Origin of the sequence: Pseudoxanthomonas sp. USHLN014 (assembly GCF_037153335.1) — a bacterium.
In the GTDB taxonomy this organism is placed as follows: Bacteria; Pseudomonadota; Gammaproteobacteria; order Xanthomonadales; family Xanthomonadaceae; genus Pseudoxanthomonas_A; species Pseudoxanthomonas_A winnipegensis.
Map to the genome: position 1 here is coordinate 38559 of NZ_JBBCKO010000008.1, position 16267 is coordinate 54825.

At 70.6% G+C, this 16267-nt stretch carries 20 protein-coding genes and 1 tRNA gene; 14 read left to right on the forward strand and 7 right to left on the reverse strand.

Features of this window, described 5'->3' with window-relative positions; all coding sequences use genetic code 11:
• Positions 1-6 precede the first annotated feature (6 nt).
• The 4 genes from WFQ05_RS14550 to WFQ05_RS14565 all read left to right on the forward strand — a co-directional run bounded on the left by WFQ05_RS14550 (position 7) and on the right by WFQ05_RS14565 (position 3656).
• Positions 7-918 carry an arginine deiminase-related protein gene (locus WFQ05_RS14550; RefSeq protein ID WP_337054341.1) on the forward strand — a complete coding sequence of 304 codons (912 nt, stop codon included), beginning with the start codon at positions 7-9 and terminating at the stop codon, positions 916-918.
• 147 nt (positions 919-1065) lie between these two features.
• The gene (locus WFQ05_RS14555; protein WP_130516328.1) at positions 1066-1437 is read left to right on the forward strand and encodes a hypothetical protein; all 372 of its coding nucleotides are present in this window, start codon (positions 1066-1068) and stop codon (positions 1435-1437) included.
• 75 nt (positions 1438-1512) lie between these two features.
• Positions 1513-2196, forward strand: a complete 684-nt coding sequence (locus WFQ05_RS14560) for a response regulator transcription factor (protein WP_130516330.1) — start codon at positions 1513-1515, stop codon at positions 2194-2196.
• The gene (locus tag WFQ05_RS14565) at positions 2196-3656 is read left to right on the forward strand and encodes a sensor histidine kinase (RefSeq protein ID WP_130525069.1); all 1461 of its coding nucleotides are present in this window, start codon (positions 2196-2198) and stop codon (positions 3654-3656) included. Before WFQ05_RS14560 ends, WFQ05_RS14565 begins: the two co-directional genes overlap by 1 nt.
• A gap of 394 nt (positions 3657-4050) precedes the next feature.
• Here the strand turns inward: WFQ05_RS14565 and WFQ05_RS14570 are convergent, their stop codons facing one another.
• Positions 4051-4836, reverse strand: a complete 786-nt coding sequence (locus WFQ05_RS14570; RefSeq protein WP_337054342.1) for a M90 family metallopeptidase — start codon at positions 4834-4836, stop codon at positions 4051-4053.
• Positions 4803-5084 (reverse strand): hypothetical protein, encoded by a 282-nt coding sequence (locus WFQ05_RS14575; RefSeq protein WP_130516336.1) that lies wholly within the window; start codon positions 5082-5084, stop codon positions 4803-4805. The genes WFQ05_RS14570 and WFQ05_RS14575 overlap by 34 nt, the downstream gene beginning before the upstream one ends.
• A gap of 109 nt (positions 5085-5193) precedes the next feature.
• On the opposite strand from WFQ05_RS14575, the gene birA reads away from it, so the two are divergent.
• The 9 genes from birA (at position 5194) to WFQ05_RS14620 (ending at position 11501) form a co-directional block, all read left to right on the forward strand.
• Positions 5194-6195, forward strand: coding sequence for a bifunctional biotin--[acetyl-CoA-carboxylase] ligase/biotin operon repressor BirA (birA, locus tag WFQ05_RS14580; RefSeq protein ID WP_337054343.1), 1002 nt, complete (start codon positions 5194-5196; stop codon positions 6193-6195).
• The gene (locus WFQ05_RS14585) at positions 6192-6956 is read left to right on the forward strand and encodes a type III pantothenate kinase (RefSeq protein ID WP_337054344.1); all 765 of its coding nucleotides are present in this window, start codon (positions 6192-6194) and stop codon (positions 6954-6956) included. The genes birA and WFQ05_RS14585 overlap by 4 nt, the downstream gene beginning before the upstream one ends.
• Before the next feature lie 11 nt (positions 6957-6967).
• The gene (locus WFQ05_RS14590) at positions 6968-7759 is read left to right on the forward strand and encodes an SPOR domain-containing protein (RefSeq protein ID WP_337054346.1); all 792 of its coding nucleotides are present in this window, start codon (positions 6968-6970) and stop codon (positions 7757-7759) included.
• A gap of 21 nt (positions 7760-7780) precedes the next feature.
• Positions 7781-7856: transfer RNA gene (locus tag WFQ05_RS14595), tRNA-Thr, on the forward strand.
• A gap of 147 nt (positions 7857-8003) precedes the next feature.
• The gene (locus WFQ05_RS14600; protein WP_130516342.1) at positions 8004-8159 is read left to right on the forward strand and encodes an entericidin A/B family lipoprotein; all 156 of its coding nucleotides are present in this window, start codon (positions 8004-8006) and stop codon (positions 8157-8159) included.
• 197 nt (positions 8160-8356) lie between these two features.
• Complete coding sequence (locus WFQ05_RS14605) at positions 8357-8566, forward strand: CsbD family protein (protein ID WP_130516345.1); 210 nt, start codon at positions 8357-8359, stop codon at positions 8564-8566.
• A gap of 159 nt (positions 8567-8725) precedes the next feature.
• On the forward strand, positions 8726-10024 hold the full coding sequence (locus tag WFQ05_RS14610) for a tryptophan--tRNA ligase (RefSeq protein WP_337054347.1): 1299 nt from the start codon (positions 8726-8728) through the stop codon (positions 10022-10024).
• Between the two features lie 93 nt (positions 10025-10117).
• Positions 10118-11059: an MBL fold metallo-hydrolase gene (locus WFQ05_RS14615; RefSeq protein WP_130535758.1), complete on the forward strand. Its 942-nt coding sequence runs from the start codon at positions 10118-10120 to the stop codon at positions 11057-11059.
• Positions 11060-11144: 85 nt separating this feature from the next.
• Positions 11145-11501: a hypothetical protein gene (locus WFQ05_RS14620; protein WP_337054348.1), complete on the forward strand. Its 357-nt coding sequence runs from the start codon at positions 11145-11147 to the stop codon at positions 11499-11501.
• Between the two features lie 10 nt (positions 11502-11511).
• On the opposite strand, the gene WFQ05_RS14625 is transcribed toward WFQ05_RS14620, so the two are convergent.
• Positions 11512-12270, reverse strand: coding sequence for an SDR family oxidoreductase (locus tag WFQ05_RS14625; protein ID WP_337054349.1), 759 nt, complete (start codon positions 12268-12270; stop codon positions 11512-11514).
• A gap of 134 nt (positions 12271-12404) precedes the next feature.
• Between WFQ05_RS14625 and WFQ05_RS14630 the strand changes: the two genes are divergently transcribed.
• Positions 12405-12749, forward strand: a complete 345-nt coding sequence (locus WFQ05_RS14630; RefSeq protein WP_130517582.1) for a DUF6172 family protein — start codon at positions 12405-12407, stop codon at positions 12747-12749.
• Between the two features lie 302 nt (positions 12750-13051).
• On the opposite strand, the gene WFQ05_RS14635 is transcribed toward WFQ05_RS14630, so the two are convergent.
• The 4 genes from WFQ05_RS14635 to WFQ05_RS14650 all read right to left on the reverse strand — a co-directional run bounded on the left by WFQ05_RS14635 (position 13052) and on the right by WFQ05_RS14650 (position 16267).
• Positions 13052-13648 carry a hypothetical protein gene (locus tag WFQ05_RS14635; RefSeq protein ID WP_337054350.1) on the reverse strand — a complete coding sequence of 199 codons (597 nt, stop codon included), beginning with the start codon at positions 13646-13648 and terminating at the stop codon, positions 13052-13054.
• A 245-nt stretch (positions 13649-13893) separates the two neighbouring features.
• A complete protein-coding gene (locus WFQ05_RS14640; protein WP_337054352.1) occupies positions 13894-14334 on the reverse strand; it encodes a hypothetical protein in 441 nt (146 codons plus the stop codon).
• Between the two features lie 179 nt (positions 14335-14513).
• The gene (locus WFQ05_RS14645; protein ID WP_337054353.1) at positions 14514-15917 is read right to left on the reverse strand and encodes a dihydrolipoamide acetyltransferase family protein; all 1404 of its coding nucleotides are present in this window, start codon (positions 15915-15917) and stop codon (positions 14514-14516) included.
• Between the two features lie 2 nt (positions 15918-15919).
• Entirely contained in the window at positions 15920-16267 is a 348-nt protein-coding gene (locus WFQ05_RS14650; RefSeq protein ID WP_130525060.1) for an SH3 domain-containing protein, read from the reverse strand.

Sequence of the window (16267 nt, forward strand, 5' to 3'; positions counted from 1 at the left end):
GCGCCGGTGATCACGCGCGATCCGCAGGCCTTCCTCGCCTTGGCGCGCACGCTCGCGCCGGACTGGGGCGCCGCCACGGCGCGGGGCGTTTTCCTCGTGTCGCCCGATGGCTTTGCCCGTGCGGAGGAATCGGCCCGCGACAATGTCTACATGGCGAAGCACGGTTTCGATGCGGCCGCGGCACTGGCCGAGCACCGCGCCCTGCATCAGGCGCTGTCGGCGCAGCTGCCGGTGGTCGCCTTCGCCGGCGATGCGTCCACGCCCGATGCGCTGTTTCCCAACAATGTCTTCGCCACCGTGCCGGGCCGCGCGATCGTCGGGCGCATGCGTCATCCGGTGCGCCAGCGCGAGGCCGCGCGCGGCGACATCCGCGCCTTCTTCACCGACGTGCTCGGCTACGCGCTGGAAGACCTCTCGACCCAGCTGCATCCCTGCGAGCTGACCGGGTCGCTGGTGATCGACCGCGCGCGCGGCCTGGCCATCTGCGGGCTGTCCGAACGCTGCGACGCACAGGGCGCGGCGCTGATGCACGCCGCCTTCGGCCTGCGCGCCACGCTGCTGGTCGACCTGGCGCCGGGCGAGTACCACACCAACGTGGTCCTGGCGCTGCTGGCCGGCCGCGCCGCGCTGGTCAGCCCCGCCGGCTTCGCCAACCCGACACCGCTGCTGGCGGTGCTGCAGGCGCTGTACGGTCCGCACGTGATCGGGCTGGACGCGGCCGAGCAGCAGGCCTTCGCCGGCAATGCGATCAGCCTGAGGCCCGATTCGGTGTGGATGAGCCGCACCGCGCACCGGGCGCTGCGCCCGTCGACGCTGGCGGCGCTGGAGGCCGCCGGCCTGGAGCCGCAGTCCGTGCCGCTGCCCGCCATCGAGGCCGCTGGCGGCTCGCTAAGATGCTGTGTGGGCGAGCTTTTCTGATCCGGCCCGGCGCCTGAACGAGTCCGCATCCCCGTTCAGAAAATTCAGAACGGATTCACCGCGACGCCCCAAGACTGGCCCCTTCCTCGCCACCGGAGTGTCGGTCGCGGTTCATCCCACCGCGCGAATAGCCGTTACGATTCCGTTATGACCAGCTCACGCGCTCTAGATGCCCTTTTAACCGCCGCGCTCCTGCTCGGCGTGACGTCTGCGGCGTGGGCGCAGGTCGATCCCGGCATCGCCCCGGTCCTCCAGCGCGGCCCGGGTGGTCGCCTGGACGCGGCCGATGCGGTGCGCCGCGCCCAGGCCGAGAGTGGCGGACGTGTGCTGGGCGCCGAGCGCGTGCAGTTCGACGGCCGCGACATCATGCGGGTCAAGGTGATGGATCAGGACGGGCGCGTGCGCTACATGGACAGCGATTCGATGAGCCGGCGCGAGACGCGTCGCGGCGATCCGGGCCCGGGACGGGGCGATTTCCCGCCGATGCGTCCACGCGGGCCTAACCCCCCTCGCCCGTAAGCTGAACGGCATGGTGAGCCGTTCAGCTTGCCACCCGATACTCAGCAACGTCCCCATTTCAGTTAGGAAGACTCCATGCGCATTCTGCTGGTCGAAGACGAAGCTCCGCTGCGTGAAACCCTGGCCGCTCGCCTGAAGCGCGAAGGCTTTGCCGTCGATGCGGCGCAGGACGGCGAGGAAGGCCTGTACATGGGCCGCGAGGTGCCCTTCGACGTGGGCATCATCGACCTGGGCCTGCCCAAGATGTCGGGCATGGAGTTGATCAAGGCGCTGCGCGACGAGGGCAAGAAGTTCCCGGTGCTGATCCTGACCGCGCGTTCGAGCTGGCAGGACAAGGTCGAGGGCCTCAAGCAGGGCGCCGACGACTACCTGGTCAAGCCCTTCCACGTCGAGGAGCTGCTCGCCCGCGTCAACGCGCTGCTGCGCCGCGCCGCCGGCTGGAGCAAGCCCACGCTGGAGTGCGGTCCGGTCGCGCTGGATCTGGCCGCGCAGACGGTCAGCGTCAACGGCAGCAATGTCGATCTGACCAGCTACGAGTACAAGGTCCTCGAGTATCTGATGATGCACGCCGGCGAGCTGGTCTCGAAGGCCGACCTGACCGAGCACATCTACCAGCAGGACTTCGACCGCGACTCCAACGTGCTGGAGGTCTTCATCGGCCGCCTGCGCAAGAAGCTCGATCCCGACGGCGCGCTCAAGCCGATCGAAACCGTGCGCGGCCGCGGCTACCGCTTCGCCATCCCGCGCAACGAGGGCTGATGCCCGGGGCCGCGCCTTCCGCGCAGGCCCCGGCGGCAGGGCGCGAACGCATCGTCCGGTGGCGCCCGCGCTCGCTGCGGGCGCGCCAGCTGCTGGCCGCCAGCGTGGGCCTGGTGGCCTTCCTCGCGCTGGCCGGTGTGGCGCTGGACCGCGCCTTCGTCACCACGGCCGAGGACAACCTGCAGCGGCGGCTGGAAGGCTATGCGTACTCGTTCGCCAACAAGGTGGACTTCGCCCGCGACGGGTCGCTGATCAATCCATCGGATGCGGCGACGGTGATCGATCCGCGCTTCGGCCAGCCCGGTAGCGGGCTGTACGCGCAGATCGTGCTGCCCAATCCGGAGGCCGGCTGGGGGTCGGATTCGACCCTGGGCCCGTATCTGCCGCAGGGCAAGATGCTCAAGCCCAACGACAAGGTCTTCGAGGGCCCGCTGGACATGGTCCAGCTGGACGGGCGCGATGGCGCGATCTATCGCTTCGGCCTGGGCACGGTGTGGGCCGCGCGCGGGCCCAAGAGCGAGTTTTCCTATTCGATCTACGTGCTCGAAGACACGCAGGTGCTCGACTCGCAGCTGCAGACCTTCCGCCATGCGCTATGGGTCTATCTGGGCAGCGCGGGTGTGGTGCTGCTGCTGCTGCAGGGGCTGATCCTCAACTGGAGCCTGCGCCCGCTGCAGCGCGTGATCAACGAGCTCAAGCGGGTCCAGCGCGGTGAAGCCAAGGGCATGACCGAGCACCATCCGCGCGAGCTGGAGCCGCTGACCGAGAGCATCAACGCCTTCATCGATTCCGAGCGCGAGAACCTGGAGCGTCAGCGCAACACGCTGGCCGACCTGGCGCATAGCCTGAAGACGCCGCTGGCGGTGCTGCGCGCGCAGCTGGACGACGGCGTGCACGCCAATGCGCTGCGCGAGGAGCTCAACGTCCAGCTCAAGCGCATGAACGATCTGGTGTCCTACCAGCTGGCGCGCGCGGCCTCCACCGGCCACAAGCTGTTCTCGGCGCCGGTGGACATCGAGCCGCACGCCGACCAGATCGTGCGCGGGCTGGAGAAGGTGTACGCGGCCAAGGGCGTGATCTGCGAGTTCGAGATCGATCCGTCCGCGCGCTTCCACGGCGAGGTGGGCGACCTGCAGGAGCTGATGGGCAATCTGCTGGAGAACGCGTTCAAGTGGGCGCGCTCGCGCGTGCTGCTGACCGTCGCGCCGATCAATTCCGCCGGCAATCGCCGCGCCGGCCTGCTGCTGGCGGTGGACGACGATGGCCCGGGCATCGCCGAGGACAATGTCGCCAATATCCTGCAGCGCGGCGTGCGCGGCGACGAGCGCGTGCAGGGCCATGGCATCGGCCTGTCCATCGTGCAGGACCTGGTGCGCGGCTATCGCGGCGAACTGACCGTCAGCCGTTCGCAGGAGCTGGGCGGCGCGCGGTTCGAGGTGAAGCTGCCTGAGGGGCTGTGAGTCGGCCCCAGCTGCGCAGGCAGCTTGGGAAGTAACGTCCTTCTTCGACTTTGACCCTCCTTAGTTCGCCGCCGAGCAGGCGCCGGAGTTGGACATCAGGAGCCGCGAGCAACTTCCTACCGTCGCGAAAGCGGGAACCCATGGACGTTGCGCGACCTGGGCGGACGTCCATGGATCCCCGCGTTCGCGGGGATGACGGGTTTTTGCTGCGCTACCGCCCTCGACGCAACAACCTTCCTAAGCGAAGTTCGAGCCCGCAAGCTCCTGATCGATTCCCGATTCCCGATTCCCGATTCCCGATTACCGAATCCCGATTACCGAATCCCGAATCCCGAATCCCGAATCCCGAATCCCGAATCCCGAATCCCGAATCCCGAATCCCGCCGCCGCGGCGTTAGAACAGCGCCGGCGGCGCGCCGTAAAGCTTGATCAAGTGCTCGGCGACTTCCGGCATCGCCTCACGCAAGACCTGCGGGGCGGAGAAGTGGTATTCGCTGACCACGGCGAAGAATTCCTCCGGCGACTCGGCCGCATAGCCGTCGATGCGGGTGCGCTTGCCGGCGTCCACGCGCAGGCACAGGGCGTCGTAGTGCTGCTGGAAGTCCTTGGCCCAGGCGCGCTGCCAGCTGCCGGGCAGGGGCGGGCTGCCGTCGAGCACGCCGTTGAGTCCGTCGAGCTTGTGCGCCATCTCGTGCACGGCCACGCAGTAGCCGGCGGCCGGGTCTTCGATATCGGCCTGGACGTCGGCCCAGGACAGGATCAGCGGGCCGCTGTCCCAGGATTCGCCGGCCAGTTCGTCCTCCCACTCGTGCAGCACGCCGGCCGCATCGACATGACTGCGCTGCACGCGGAACGCCTCCGGATACACGATCAGCTGCGACCAGCCGCGCAGCCCGCCGATGCCGAACTCCAGCAGCGGCAGGCAGCACAGCGCGGCCAGCTGCACGCGTGCATGCTCGTCCAGCTCCAGGCCGCCCAGCGCCGTGATGGTCTTCTGATGGAGGAAGCGCGCCGCCAGGGCGCGCAGCGTCTCGCGCTGGGACGGCTGCAGGCCGCGGACCCACGGCAGGCCGTCGCTGGCCTGCTGCCAGAGGGTGTCGTCGAGGGAAGGTGGCTGGCCGCGCAGCCAGCGCAACAGCGGCTGGATCAGCGGAACATCCCGGGCAGGAAGCTGTTCCACTTGGGCGCGCGCAGGCGCAGCACGCCTTCGTCGTCGCCACCGCCGCCCTGGCTGGTCGCCGGTGCGGCGGCGTGGCCATAGCCGGACGCCGGACTGCTCTTGTCCGCCGTCGCGCCGGTGGTGGACTCGCCGGCGCGATTGCCCGACGCTGCCGGTGCGGTCGCGGCCACGGCAGTGCGCCCGTTCTGGGCCAGCACGGGCGAGGCGACGCAGGACAGCAGCACAACGGCAAGGCAGGCGCGAAGCATCGGAAGACTCCGGGGCGGGGCACACAGCGGCGAAACCCGATCATAACGCGCTTTTGACTTCCTGTACGCCATGACAGCATCCGCCGGCCCTCCCCATAATGGCGGCCTGATGACCGCCCTCCCTGTTCAGTCTCCCGCGTCCGCCGAGCGCGAGCGCCAGCTCCTGTCGCGCCTGATGCAGGGGCCGGTGTCCGGCGACCTGCTGGCGCAGGAGACCGGGCTGACCCGGACCGCCATCTGGAAGCGGGTCCAGGCCCTGCGCGAGGCCGGCATCGCCATCGCCGGCAGCGCCGGTCAGGGCTACGCGCTGCAGGGCCCGCTGGAACTGCTGGACGCCGATGCCCTGCGAGCGGCGCTGCCGGCCCAGGCGCTCGCCCTGATCGCGCAGCTGGAGGTGGCCTGGAGCCTGGATTCCACCAACAGCGAGCTCCTGCGCCGCACCAGCCCGGACCACGGCTGCGCCGTGCTGCTGGCCGAGCGCCAGACCGGCGGTCGCGGCCGCCGCGGACGCAGCTGGGCCTCGCCCCTGGCCGCGCACATCTATCTGTCGGTGGCCCGGCGCTATGGCGGCGGCCTGGCCCGGCTGGGCGGGCTGAGCCTGGTGGCCGGCGTGGCGGTGGCCGAGGCGCTGCGCGCCCTGGGCCTGGCCCAGGTGGGCCTGAAGTGGCCCAACGATCTGGTGGTCGACGGGCGCAAGCTCGGCGGCCTGCTGGTCGAGGGCGGTGGCGAGGCCGGCGGCCCGGTCCGCGCGGTGGTCGGCATCGGGCTCAACGTACGCATGCCGCAGGCGCAGGGCGAGGCGATCGACCAGCCCTGGATCGACCTGGCCGGTGCGCTGCCGACGCCGCCTGCGCGCCAGGCGGTGGTGGTGGCGGTGCTGGCGCAGCTGCTGCCGGCGCTGGCGCTGTTCGACAGCGAGGGGCTGGCGCCGTTCCTGCCGCGCTATGCCGCGCTGGATGCGCTGCGCGGACGCGCGGTGACGGTGAAGCTGGACGAGGGCGATGTGGTTGGCACCGCCGAGGGCATCGCCGAGGACGGCGCGCTGCGCGTGGCGACCGCGCAGGGCCTGCGCGTCTTCCACGCCGGCGAAGTCAGCGTGCGTCCGGCATGAGTCGGGAGGCGATGCCGCAGCGCTGGTTGCTCGATCTGGGCAACACCCGGCTCAAGGCCGCGCCGCTGCAGGCCGACGGCCGGATCGGCGCGGTGGTCGCGCTGGATCACGGACGCGGCGCCCTGCTGGACCAGCTGCGCGCGCAGCTGCCTGCGTATGGCGCGTCGGCCTGTCTGGCCAGCGTCGCGGCGCCGGCCCTGACCGCCGGCGTGCTGGAGGTCCTGCAGGAACGCTTTCGGCTTGTCTCGCTGGCACGCACCCAGGCGCAGCTGGCCGGTCTGCGCGTGGCCTATGCCGAACCGGCGCGGCTGGGCGTGGATCGCTTCCTGGCCATGCTCGGCGCGCGGGCGCGCGGCGCCGGGCCGTGGCTGGTGGCCGGCGTGGGCACTGCGGTGACGATCGATCTGGTCGCCGCCGACGGGGCGCACCTGGGCGGGCGCATCGCGCCGTCGCCGCAGCTGATGCGGCAGGCCCTGCACCGGGCCGCCGCGCAGCTGCCGGCCGAGGGCGGGGTGTTCGACGAATTCGCCGGCGAGACGGTCGACGCCCTGACCTCCGGTTGCGACGGTGCGGCCGTGGCCCTGATCGAACGCAGCCTGGCGCAGGGGGCCCAGCGCCTGGGCCAGACGCCGTCGCTGCTGCTGCATGGCGGCGGCAGCGCCCCGTTGGCGGCGCTGCTGCCGCAGGCGCAGCGCATCGACAGCCTGGTGCTGGAAGGCCTGGCCGTGTGGGCCGGGGTCTGCGCCGTGCCGGACCGATAGAATCCCGCGCCATGCTCATTCGTGCCCTGATCCTGTTGCTGGTCGTCCTCAACCTCGGCGTCGCCGCGTGGTGGCTGATGGCGCCGTCGTCGCCGGCGCCGGTGCCGACCGCGCAGGTCGATGGCCTGCCCTTGCTGGAGACGCCCACCCCGCAGCAGCTGGCCCAGGCGCGTCGCGCCACGGCCGGCCGCCCGGCGGTCGAGGCGCCGCCGTCGCCGCAGCTGGTCGAGGCCAAGCCGAGCACGGCCGTGCCCGCGACGCCGGCGCCGCAGGCCAAGCCGGTCGCGCCGCCCAAGCCCGTCGCCGCGCCCGCGCCTGCGCTTGCGCCGGAACCGCCGCCCAAGCCGGCGCCGCTGGCCTGCACGGCGCTGGGTCCGTTCGACAGCGAGGCCGAGGCGCGCGCCGCCCAGGGCCGGCTCAAGCCGGCGCCCGCGTCGGCCAGGCTGCGCAGCCAGAACCAGCCGGCCCGCGCCTACTCGGTGATGGCGCCGTTCGCCGATCGCGCCGCGGCCGAGGACATGGCCCGGCGGATCACGGCCGCCGGCTTCGACGACCTGATGGTGATCTCCAACGGGCCGTCCTCGGGCGTGGCGCTGGGCCGCTACAGCACGCGCGAGGCCGCCCAGCGCCGCCAGCGCGACCTGGAGGCGGCCGGCTTCGATGCGCGCATGGAGGCGGTGGGTCCCGAGGGCCCGGTGCAGTGGTGGCTCGACGTGCGCGCCAGCGCGCCGGCGACCGCGCTGCAGGGCCAGGCCGGGGCCGCGCGCGCCGTGGCGCAGGACTGCGCACGCGCCAGCGGCTAGAATGCGCCGCGACGCATCATCGCCGCTTTAGCTCAGCAGGTAGAGCAACCGCCTTGTAAGCGGTAGGTCGTCCGTTCGATTCGGACAAGCGGCACCATCTCCCGCAAGGCCGAACGGGCGCCTTGTGCAACCGAAGCTGACCGCTGTTCAGCGTGTTCACGCAGTTTCGACGAGGCGCTCGGCAGCCTTCACATCAAGGTTTTCCAAAGGGGAAAGCCGGGAAACCAACTTCGGAGAATTCCCAATGAAGCGCACGATCTGCCTGCTGGTGCTGTCCGTTTTCTTCGCCGGTTCGCTGGCTGCCTGCAACACCGTCAAGGGCGCCGGCAAGGACGTCCAGAAGGTCGGCAGCAAGATGGAAGATTCCGCCGACAAGACCGGCGGCACCGGGACCAAGTAATCCCGCTGCAGCGTTCAAACGATTCAACAAGGAAGCCGGCGCAAGCCGGCTTCTTTGTTCGTGCGCGCCGGTGACAGGTGCGACAGGCGCGGTGCGCTAACGACCCCTCCACGCGCGGCTCATGCGCGCGCAACACGCCGCCGGGCAGGCTGCCCGCACGGCATCGATCCGCCGTGTTGAAACCATGAGGTGAACGCATGAACAAGGACATCATCGCCGGCAACTGGAAGCAGCTCAAAGGCAAGGCCCAGGCCAAGTGGGGCGACCTGACCGACGACGTGTTCGACGTGGCCGAGGGCAACGCCGAGTACCTGGCCGGCAAGCTGCAGGAGCGCTACGGCTGGGACCGCGACCGCGCACAGAAGGAAGTGAACGCCTTCGAGCGTTCGCTTGACGAGCGCCACTGATCTTTCTCAGGCGCAGCTTGATCAGGCAACGGGCCCCTCGCGGGCCCGTTGTCGTTTGCGGCCGTGTTGGCACGTGCGACGGGCAGGCCGCCGCTTGGGCCGGGCAGTCGCCGCGGGCGGGTAAACTGGACGGCCCGCTTGCCACCGCATCGCCTTCGCATGAGCACCCGCGTCCTGACCGGCATCACCACTTCCGGCACGCCCCACCTGGGCAACTACGTGGGCGCGGTCCGCCCGGCCATCGCCGCCAGCCGCGCCGCCGACACGGAGAGCTTCTACTTCCTGGCCGACCTGCACAGCCTGATCAAGGCGCAGGACCCGGCGCGCACGCAGCGCTCGACGCTGGAGATCGCCGCGACCTGGCTGGCCGCCGGGCTGGAGCCGGACAAGGTGTGGTTCTACCGGCAGAGCGACATCCCCGAGATCTCCGAGCTGACCTGGCTCCTGACCTGCGTGGCCGGCAAGGGCATCCTCAACCGCGCCCATGCCTACAAGGCGGCGGTGGACAAGAACGTGGCCGATGGCGAGGACCCGGATGCGGGCGTGACCGCGGGCCTGTTCATGTATCCGGTGCTGATGGCCGCCGACATCCTGCTGTTCAACGCGCACCAGGTGCCGGTGGGACGCGACCAGATCCAGCACATCGAGATGGCGCGCGATTTCGGCCAGCGCTTCAACCACGTCTATGGCCGCGAGTACTTCACCCTGCCCGAGGCGCTGATCGACAACCACGTGGCCACCTTGCCCGGCCTGGATGGCCGCAAGATGAGCAAGAGCTATGGCAACACGATCCCGCTGTTCGCGCCGCCGGCCGAGCTGAAGAAGCTGATCTTCTCCATCCTCACCGACTCGCGCGCGCCGGGCGAGGCCAAGGACACCGAGGGCTCGCCGCTGTTCCAGCTCTACCAGGCCTTCGCCTCGGCCGAGGAAACGGCCGACTTCGCCCAGGCCTATGCCGAAGGCATCGGCTGGGGCGATGCCAAGCAGCGCCTGTTCGAGCGCGTCGAGCGCGAGGTGGCGCCGCTGCGCGAGCGCTACGAGACGCTGATCGCCAAGCCGGCGCGCATCGAGGAGATCCTGCGCGACGGCGCGCAGCGGCTGCGGGCCAAGTACGCCACGCCGTTCCTGGGCGAACTGCGCGATGCGATCGGGCTGCGCGACCTGTCCTCGGTGAGCACGGTGCAGGCGCAGACGGCGCCGAAGGCGGCCTTGCCGGTGTTCAAGCAGTACCGCGAGGCCGACGGCAAGTTCTACTTCAAGCTCTCCGATGCGCAGGGCCAGGTGCTGGTGCAGAGCCGTGGCTTCGACGCGCCGCGCGATGCGGGGCTGCGCGTGGCGGCGATGAAGGAGGCGAGCTCCGCCGACGCGCTGCCGGCGGCCGATGTCGAGCTGCGCGTTCCCGCCGACGAAGTGCTGGCCGCGCTGGCCGCGCTGCGCGAGGCCGCGGCGCAGGCCTAGCGCGCGCGCTGGGACCTTGCGACCAAGGCCGCATCGTGCATGCACGGGGCGCTGCCTAGAATCGCCGCATCTTTCCGATTCGGCGCGCACGCCATGAGCCAGCACGGCATCCACACGGTCGACACCGCCTTCCAGCGCGACCACTTCGACGCATGCTATCTCATCGTCGAACACGGGCGCGGCGCGTTCGTCGATTGCGGCACCAACCATTCGGTGCCGCTGCTGCTGCAGGCGATCGCGCGGGCCGGGCTGACGCCGGCCGACATCGACTGGCTGCTGGTCACGCACATCCATCTGGACCACGCCGGCGGTGCTGGCCTGCTGCTGCAGCATCTGCCCAACGCCCGGGTCGTCGCGCATCCGCGCGCGGCGCCGCATCTGATCGATCCCTCGCGCATCATCGCCGGCGCCACCGCGGTGTACGGCGCCGAGGAGATCGAGCGCAGCTACGGCCAGGTGCAGCCGGTGCCGGAGTCGCGTGTGGTGGTGGCCGAGGACGGCCATGTGGTCGACCACAACGGCCGCCCGCTGCTGTGCCTGGATACACCCGGTCACGCCCGGCATCACTACTGCGTCTGGGACGCGCGCAGTGCGTGCTGGTTTACCGGCGACACCTTCGGCCTGTCCTATCGCGAGCTGGACGGACCGCAGGGGCCCTTCATCCTGCCGACCAGTTCGCCGGTGCAGTTCGAGCCCGAAGCGCTCAAGCAGTCGATCGCGCGGATGCTCGCCTACGAGCCGCAAGGCATGTATCTGACCCACTACGACCGCGTCGGCTCCAGCTACGCCGAGGTCGAGAAGCTGGCGCAGGATCTGTACGAGCAGATCAATGCGATGGAGGCCCTGGGACGCGACGCCGATGGCAAGCCCGACCGCCACGCGAAGCTGCTCGAGGCTCTGGCGACGCTGTACCTGCAGCGTGCCCGCGCGGCGCAGGTGCCGCTCGAGGATGCGCAGATCGAACGCGCGCTGGCGATGGACATCGAGCTCAATGCGCAGGGGCTGGCCTGCTGGTTGGATCGGGAGCGGCGGTGAGTGTTGCAAGCCGTGGCGGCAGTGACACCTGGCGGCGACTTCATGTGGGCAGGATCGAGCCTTGTCGCATCAAGGGAACTCAAGGATGACCAAGGGCAGGCAGATGACAGGTTGGCGCGCGCGATGGAGTCTGGCGCGCGGTTCCGATGTGGCGGCCTTCTGGATGGCCATCGCGGTGGTCGGGACATTGATGGTGCTGGGCATATTGGGCGTACGGACCACCAGCGCGCTGCAGCCTGCTGCGCTGGCGTGCTTCGCTGCGTCGCTCTGGATCGAGCGCCCACTAGATCGACGGCGGGGGCTGTTGAACATGCGCCTGGGGCAGATTCATGAAGCCTTCGCACAGGGCCTGGTGCCGCGCATGCCTTTGGCCTCGCGACTGTTATCGATCACAGGCGCGGGACTGTTGCTGATCGCGGTCGTCCGCGCGATCGAAGGATAAGTACGCGTATCTAAGCGCCCAGCGACTGGCCGCCGTCGACGGCCAGGATCTGGCCGGTAATCCAGCGCGCCGCAGGCGAGGCCAGGAAGACGGCGGCGTTGGCGATGTCCTCCACCGCACCGAACTCGCCGAACGGGATGCGCTCGCGGATGCGCGTGTACAGCGCCGGCTCCCGGGTGCGGCGCTGCTCCCACAGGCCGCCGGGGAACTCGATGGAGCCTGGCGCGATGGCGTTGACGCGGATCTTCTCGCGCGCCAGTTCGGTGGCCAGGGTCAGCGTGTAGTAGTTCAGCGCCGCCTTGGCGGTGGAGTAGGCAGCCGCGCGCGGCGTGGGCACCTGGCCGTTGATCGAGGAGATGTTGAGGATGCTCGGGGAGGCGCTGCGGCGCAGATGCGGCAGGGCCAGGCGCGTGCTGCGCACGGCGGACATCAGGTCGACGTCGAAGCCGGCCTGCCAGCTGGCGTCGTCGCTGCCGTGACCGTAGCCGGAGGCGTTGTTGATCAGCACGTCGATGCCGCCAAGCGCGCCGGCCGCGGCCTCGATCCAGGCCGCGATCTGCGCGGGATCGGACAGGTCGCAAGGCAGGGCGTGCACGGTCAGGCCATGCCGGGAAAGATCGGCCACCGCGGCCTGCAGCGGCGCCTGGCCGCGCGCGCAGATCGACAGCTGGGCGCCGGCCGCGGCGCAGCCCTGCGCGATGGCCAGGCCGATGCCGCGGCTGCCGCCGGCCACCAGCACGCGCAGACCCTGCAGGCTGGAAGTGTTCATCGCCTCGTGCTCCTGTTTGAAAACGCCCATGATGCGCCTGTGCCGGTGAGCGCCGGGGCGGTGGCGATGAGCGCGGCATTCGCGCAATGGCCCGTGGTGGCCTCACAATGCCCGGCCCTCCCGTGGACCACGCCATGCGCAAGACCTACCACCTGGATATCGAAGGCCGGCATCCCGAGCGCCTGCTGGAGGCGGCCAAGCACGACATCCGCAAGTACCTCAAGCGCGAGCGTCGCAAGCCCTTGCCGGCCGGCGCGGACATCTGGGACTTCGATGCGCGCTTCGGCCAGGACGAGGCGGGCGCGCAGCCGCTGCCGCTGACCGAACTCATCCGCGCCATCGACCAGCATGTCGCGGCCGGCGCCGTGCAGTTCTATGTCGAACTGCTGCGCAAGCCGGGCAACCGCAATGCGCGGCCGCGCGGGCGCGATGGTGCGGCTGCCGCGGATGCGGGCGAGGATCTGTACGACGGCGACTGAGGTCGCCTGACGGCGAGCGCTGGTTGCGGCGAGGCGCGTCGAGCGCTGTGGCACACGCCGCCTGGACGTTTCGCGCCTGGGGCCAATCGTTACGCCCCTGCTGTGGTTCCCGTGAGAGCGGGAACTCAGGAGATTTGAAGCCAAGCGCTGACGTCCATGGGTTCCCGCTTTCGCGGGAACGACGGTCTTGCCAAGTCTTTCGAGTCGAAGGCGCAGCAGGCTCGAAGCGGCTCTGCTGATCGCTTTGGGTGCGGACACGTTCGAGCAGCGCGCTTTCCTCCGCGCGCGCGGCGCGAGGGCGATCAGGGCAGGCGCTTGCGCAGCGCCTGTTCGCGTGCGGCGTTTTCCGCCCGCAGCTGGGCCAGCGGGGCGATGCCGGCGGCCGCGCGCTCCTGGTCGCTGACCGCGCCCTCGCGCACCGCCAGCGTGCAGGTGGGTGGCGTGGCGCGCGCATCGCAGACGGGCTGGGTGCCGTACCACTGCTCGGGCTGCCGCGAGAGCAGCCAGCGATCGGTCGTGGCCGCGGCCAGCCAGCGCAGCTGCGCATCGTCCGGCGCCAGAGTGTTGCCCAGCATCGCCAGCGCGTGCGCCAGGGCGTAGTCCTCGCCGGTCAGGCCGTGCTGGAAGATGGTGGCCGCCATGCGGTAATCGTCGGCGCTGTGCAGCGCGCCGGCCCGGATCATCGCGCGCACCTGTTCGCGGCGCTGTGCGTCGTGCTCGGCCATCGCCTTGGCGGCGGATTTCAGCGCGACTGGATCGGTCAGGGCCCGCACTTGGCCGCGTTCGGCCTGGTCGGCCTGGTAGAGCGCGGCCAGCGAAGTGTCGGCCTGGGACTGGGCCGCGGCGCCGCCGCAGGCCAGGGCGCCGCAGGCGATGAGCAGGAGTGCGCGAAGTTGCATGGGATCTCCCGTGAGAGGCAGGGGGCGAGTCTGACCGGGCCAGACGCGCGCGTGCAACGTCCCGTCCCCCAACCGGGGCCAAGGCCGCCAGCGCGCACTGTTGTACGGGGGCGACAGGGCGAAGGCCACGGACTTGCGGCCGAATCTCTGTGGGCGATCGCATCCGCGCGCGATGGGTCCCTCTCAGCGTTCGCCAGCGTCGCAGCAGGCCTATCCCGCCTGCGCCTGCACGTTTCGTGATCAGCTCACGCCGGTCTGAGCACCGAGTCCAGCTGCGCCACGCACGAGAAATGCACGCTCTTCTGCTCGCCCAACTCCACTTTCTGGAAAGCCAGGTTGATCGGCGCCCAGATGGCCTGGTTCGGGAAGCGCAGCACGATGAAGGGGAAGAACGACAGCGAGGATTCGGGCACGAAGCGCGCCGGATCGACCCAGGCGGCAGGATGCTCGCGTAGGGCGACTTCGCCGATGTAGCAGCCGAAGCGGAACAGCGTGGAGGGAATGCGGTCGGCGGGCAGGCCGTCGTCGTGCATCTGCTGCAGGATGCGGTCGACGTGGTGCAAGGAGTCCAGGCTGTAATCCAGGACGGTCCCGTCCACGTCCTTGGTGGCAGCGACGATGTTGGCGGCGTGCCGTTCGGCGAATTCCGGCGTCGGAGGGAATTCCAGCTTGAGCTTCATGTTCACGATGGGGCGTCCTGAGGGGCGGATGGAGCAGGACGGGCCTGATGACATCCGGCGTCATTACACGTGGTCGGTGGCGGCATTCTGAGGCGCCATGCCGCCATCGTCCATCCGCTGAGGTCCATGCGCGCCCAGGCCAGGACGCCCGTCGCGGCCTGGGCGATGTCGCCTGGCGCCGCGGCTCAGTCCGCCAGCGCCAGGTCGTCGATCAGCGCGCGCAGGAAGCGGGCGGCTTCGCCACCGGTGCAGGCGCGGTGGTCGAAGGTCACCGACAGCGGGATGACCTTGTGCGATTCGAAGCCGCCCATCACCGGCGTCATCTGGAAGCGGGCGCGCCCGGCCGCGACGATGGCCACGCACGGCGGCACCACGATCGGGGTGGCGTAGCGACCGGCGAACATGCCGAAGTTGGACAGCGAGATGGTGTAGCCGGTCAGTTCGCTGGCCGGGATCGAGCGCTCCTGCACCTGGGTGCGCAGGCGGTTGACGCCTTCGCGCACGCCGCGCGCGTCCAGGATGTCGGCATTGCGCAGGGCGGGCACGAACAGGCCGTCGTCGGTGTCCACCGCGATGCCCACGTCCACGTGCGGGTGCAGGGTCCGGGTCAGCGCCTCGCCGTCGAACCAGGCGTTCATCGCCGGCACCGCGCGGCAGGCGGCGACGAGGCCGCGCACCAGACGCGCGGTGACGTCCTGGCCCGGCGCCCAGGCCTGGATGTCGGCGTCGTCGTTGAGCGTGGTCGCCACGACCTTGGCGTGCGCGTCGGCCATGACCCGCGCCATGTTGCGACGCACGCCCTTGAGCGGCTCGGGCTGGCCGCTGGCGCCGCTGCCCGGGGGCGAGGTGCGCATCGGCTTGCCGCTGGCCGACAGCGCGGTGCGCGCGCGGTCCGAGCCCCGCTCTCCCTGGGGTGCGGGTTCGGGACGTGCGGTGCTCGCTCTGGCGGCTGCACTCGCACCCCCGGCCGCGCTCCCGGTGGGCGCGGGGAGCAGCAGCGAAGCATCGGCGGCGGCCTGCTTGACGTCGGCCATGGTGACCACGCCCTCGGCGCCGGTGGCGCGCACGCGTGCCAGGTCCACGCCCAGCTTGCGCGCCATCGCGCGTACCGCCGGCATCGCCTTGACGCCGCCCACGGCGATCGCGGCCTCGGCCTGGACCGCGTCGGAGGACTGCATCGCGCCGACCACCGTGCCGGCATCGTCGCGCTCATGGTCGAAGCTCTCCACCGCGGGCGTCGGCGTGGGGACCGGCGCGGGCCTGGCGGCCGCGGCAGGCGCGGCGGGCTTGGGCGGGCCGTGGTGATGGCCGGTGTCCTGGCCTTCGGCGCGCTGGGGCAGGTTGGGATCGGGTTCGAACTGGGCCAGCATCGCGCCGGTCACCACCACCTCGCCGGCGGCGCCGGCCAGCCTGAGCACCTTGCCCGACACCGGCGAGGGCACCTCGACCACGGCCTTGGCCGTCTCCATCGACACCAGCGGTTCGTCCAGGCGCACCACGTCGCCCTCCTTGACGAACCATTCCACAATGGTCGCATCGGGCAGGCCCTCGCCCAGGTCGGGGAGGTGGAAGGTCTTGCTCTCGGTCATGGTCAACTCTCTTGAATCAATTCGATGGCGCGGTCCGGGATCCAGCCGCTGCGTCCCTGTGCATCGTGCGCCCACCACCAGCCGGCGTGTTGGCGTTCCAGCGTGATCACATCGCCCGGGTCGGCGTCGAGTTCGCGCGTGTCGTAGTCCTGCTGGGCGGTGGCGCCGGCCTCGTCGATGCGGAACACATCGGCCGGCATCCAGCCGCCCAGGCCCTGGGCCAGGGTGGCCCAGACGAAGTCGGGCCACTCGTGGTCGTGCTCGCCCAGCACCGCGCGCTCGCCCCGGGCCACGCGCACCGGCACGCGGTCGGGCGCGCGGTGGCGGGTCAGCACGCGCGCGCGCCGCAT

Coding starts and splice junctions, on each gene's coding strand:
- WFQ05_RS14565 (WP_130525069.1), top strand. CDS start 2,196: ATGCCCGGGGCCGCGCCTTCCGCGCAGGCCCCGGCGGCAGGGCGCGAA.
- birA (WP_337054343.1), top strand. CDS start 5,194: ATGACCGCCCTCCCTGTTCAGTCTCCCGCGTCCGCCGAGCGCGAGCGC.
- WFQ05_RS14625 (WP_337054349.1), bottom strand. CDS start 12,270: ATGAACACTTCCAGCCTGCAGGGTCTGCGCGTGCTGGTGGCCGGCGGC.
- WFQ05_RS14620 (WP_337054348.1), top strand. CDS start 11,145: ATGACCAAGGGCAGGCAGATGACAGGTTGGCGCGCGCGATGGAGTCTG.
- WFQ05_RS14585 (WP_337054344.1), top strand. CDS start 6,192: ATGAGTCGGGAGGCGATGCCGCAGCGCTGGTTGCTCGATCTGGGCAAC.
- WFQ05_RS14555 (WP_130516328.1), top strand. CDS start 1,066: ATGACCAGCTCACGCGCTCTAGATGCCCTTTTAACCGCCGCGCTCCTG.
- WFQ05_RS14615 (WP_130535758.1), top strand. CDS start 10,118: ATGAGCCAGCACGGCATCCACACGGTCGACACCGCCTTCCAGCGCGAC.
- WFQ05_RS14600 (WP_130516342.1), top strand. CDS start 8,004: ATGAAGCGCACGATCTGCCTGCTGGTGCTGTCCGTTTTCTTCGCCGGT.
- WFQ05_RS14590 (WP_337054346.1), top strand. CDS start 6,968: ATGCTCATTCGTGCCCTGATCCTGTTGCTGGTCGTCCTCAACCTCGGC.
- WFQ05_RS14635 (WP_337054350.1), bottom strand. CDS start 13,648: ATGCAACTTCGCGCACTCCTGCTCATCGCCTGCGGCGCCCTGGCCTGC.
- WFQ05_RS14645 (WP_337054353.1), bottom strand. CDS start 15,917: ATGACCGAGAGCAAGACCTTCCACCTCCCCGACCTGGGCGAGGGCCTG.
- WFQ05_RS14605 (WP_130516345.1), top strand. CDS start 8,357: ATGAACAAGGACATCATCGCCGGCAACTGGAAGCAGCTCAAAGGCAAG.
- WFQ05_RS14630 (WP_130517582.1), top strand. CDS start 12,405: ATGCGCAAGACCTACCACCTGGATATCGAAGGCCGGCATCCCGAGCGC.
- WFQ05_RS14575 (WP_130516336.1), bottom strand. CDS start 5,084: ATGCTTCGCGCCTGCCTTGCCGTTGTGCTGCTGTCCTGCGTCGCCTCG.
- WFQ05_RS14560 (WP_130516330.1), top strand. CDS start 1,513: ATGCGCATTCTGCTGGTCGAAGACGAAGCTCCGCTGCGTGAAACCCTG.
- WFQ05_RS14650 (WP_130525060.1), bottom strand. CDS start 16,267: ATGCGGCGCGCGCGCGTGCTGACCCGCCACCGCGCGCCCGACCGCGTG.
- WFQ05_RS14610 (WP_337054347.1), top strand. CDS start 8,726: ATGAGCACCCGCGTCCTGACCGGCATCACCACTTCCGGCACGCCCCAC.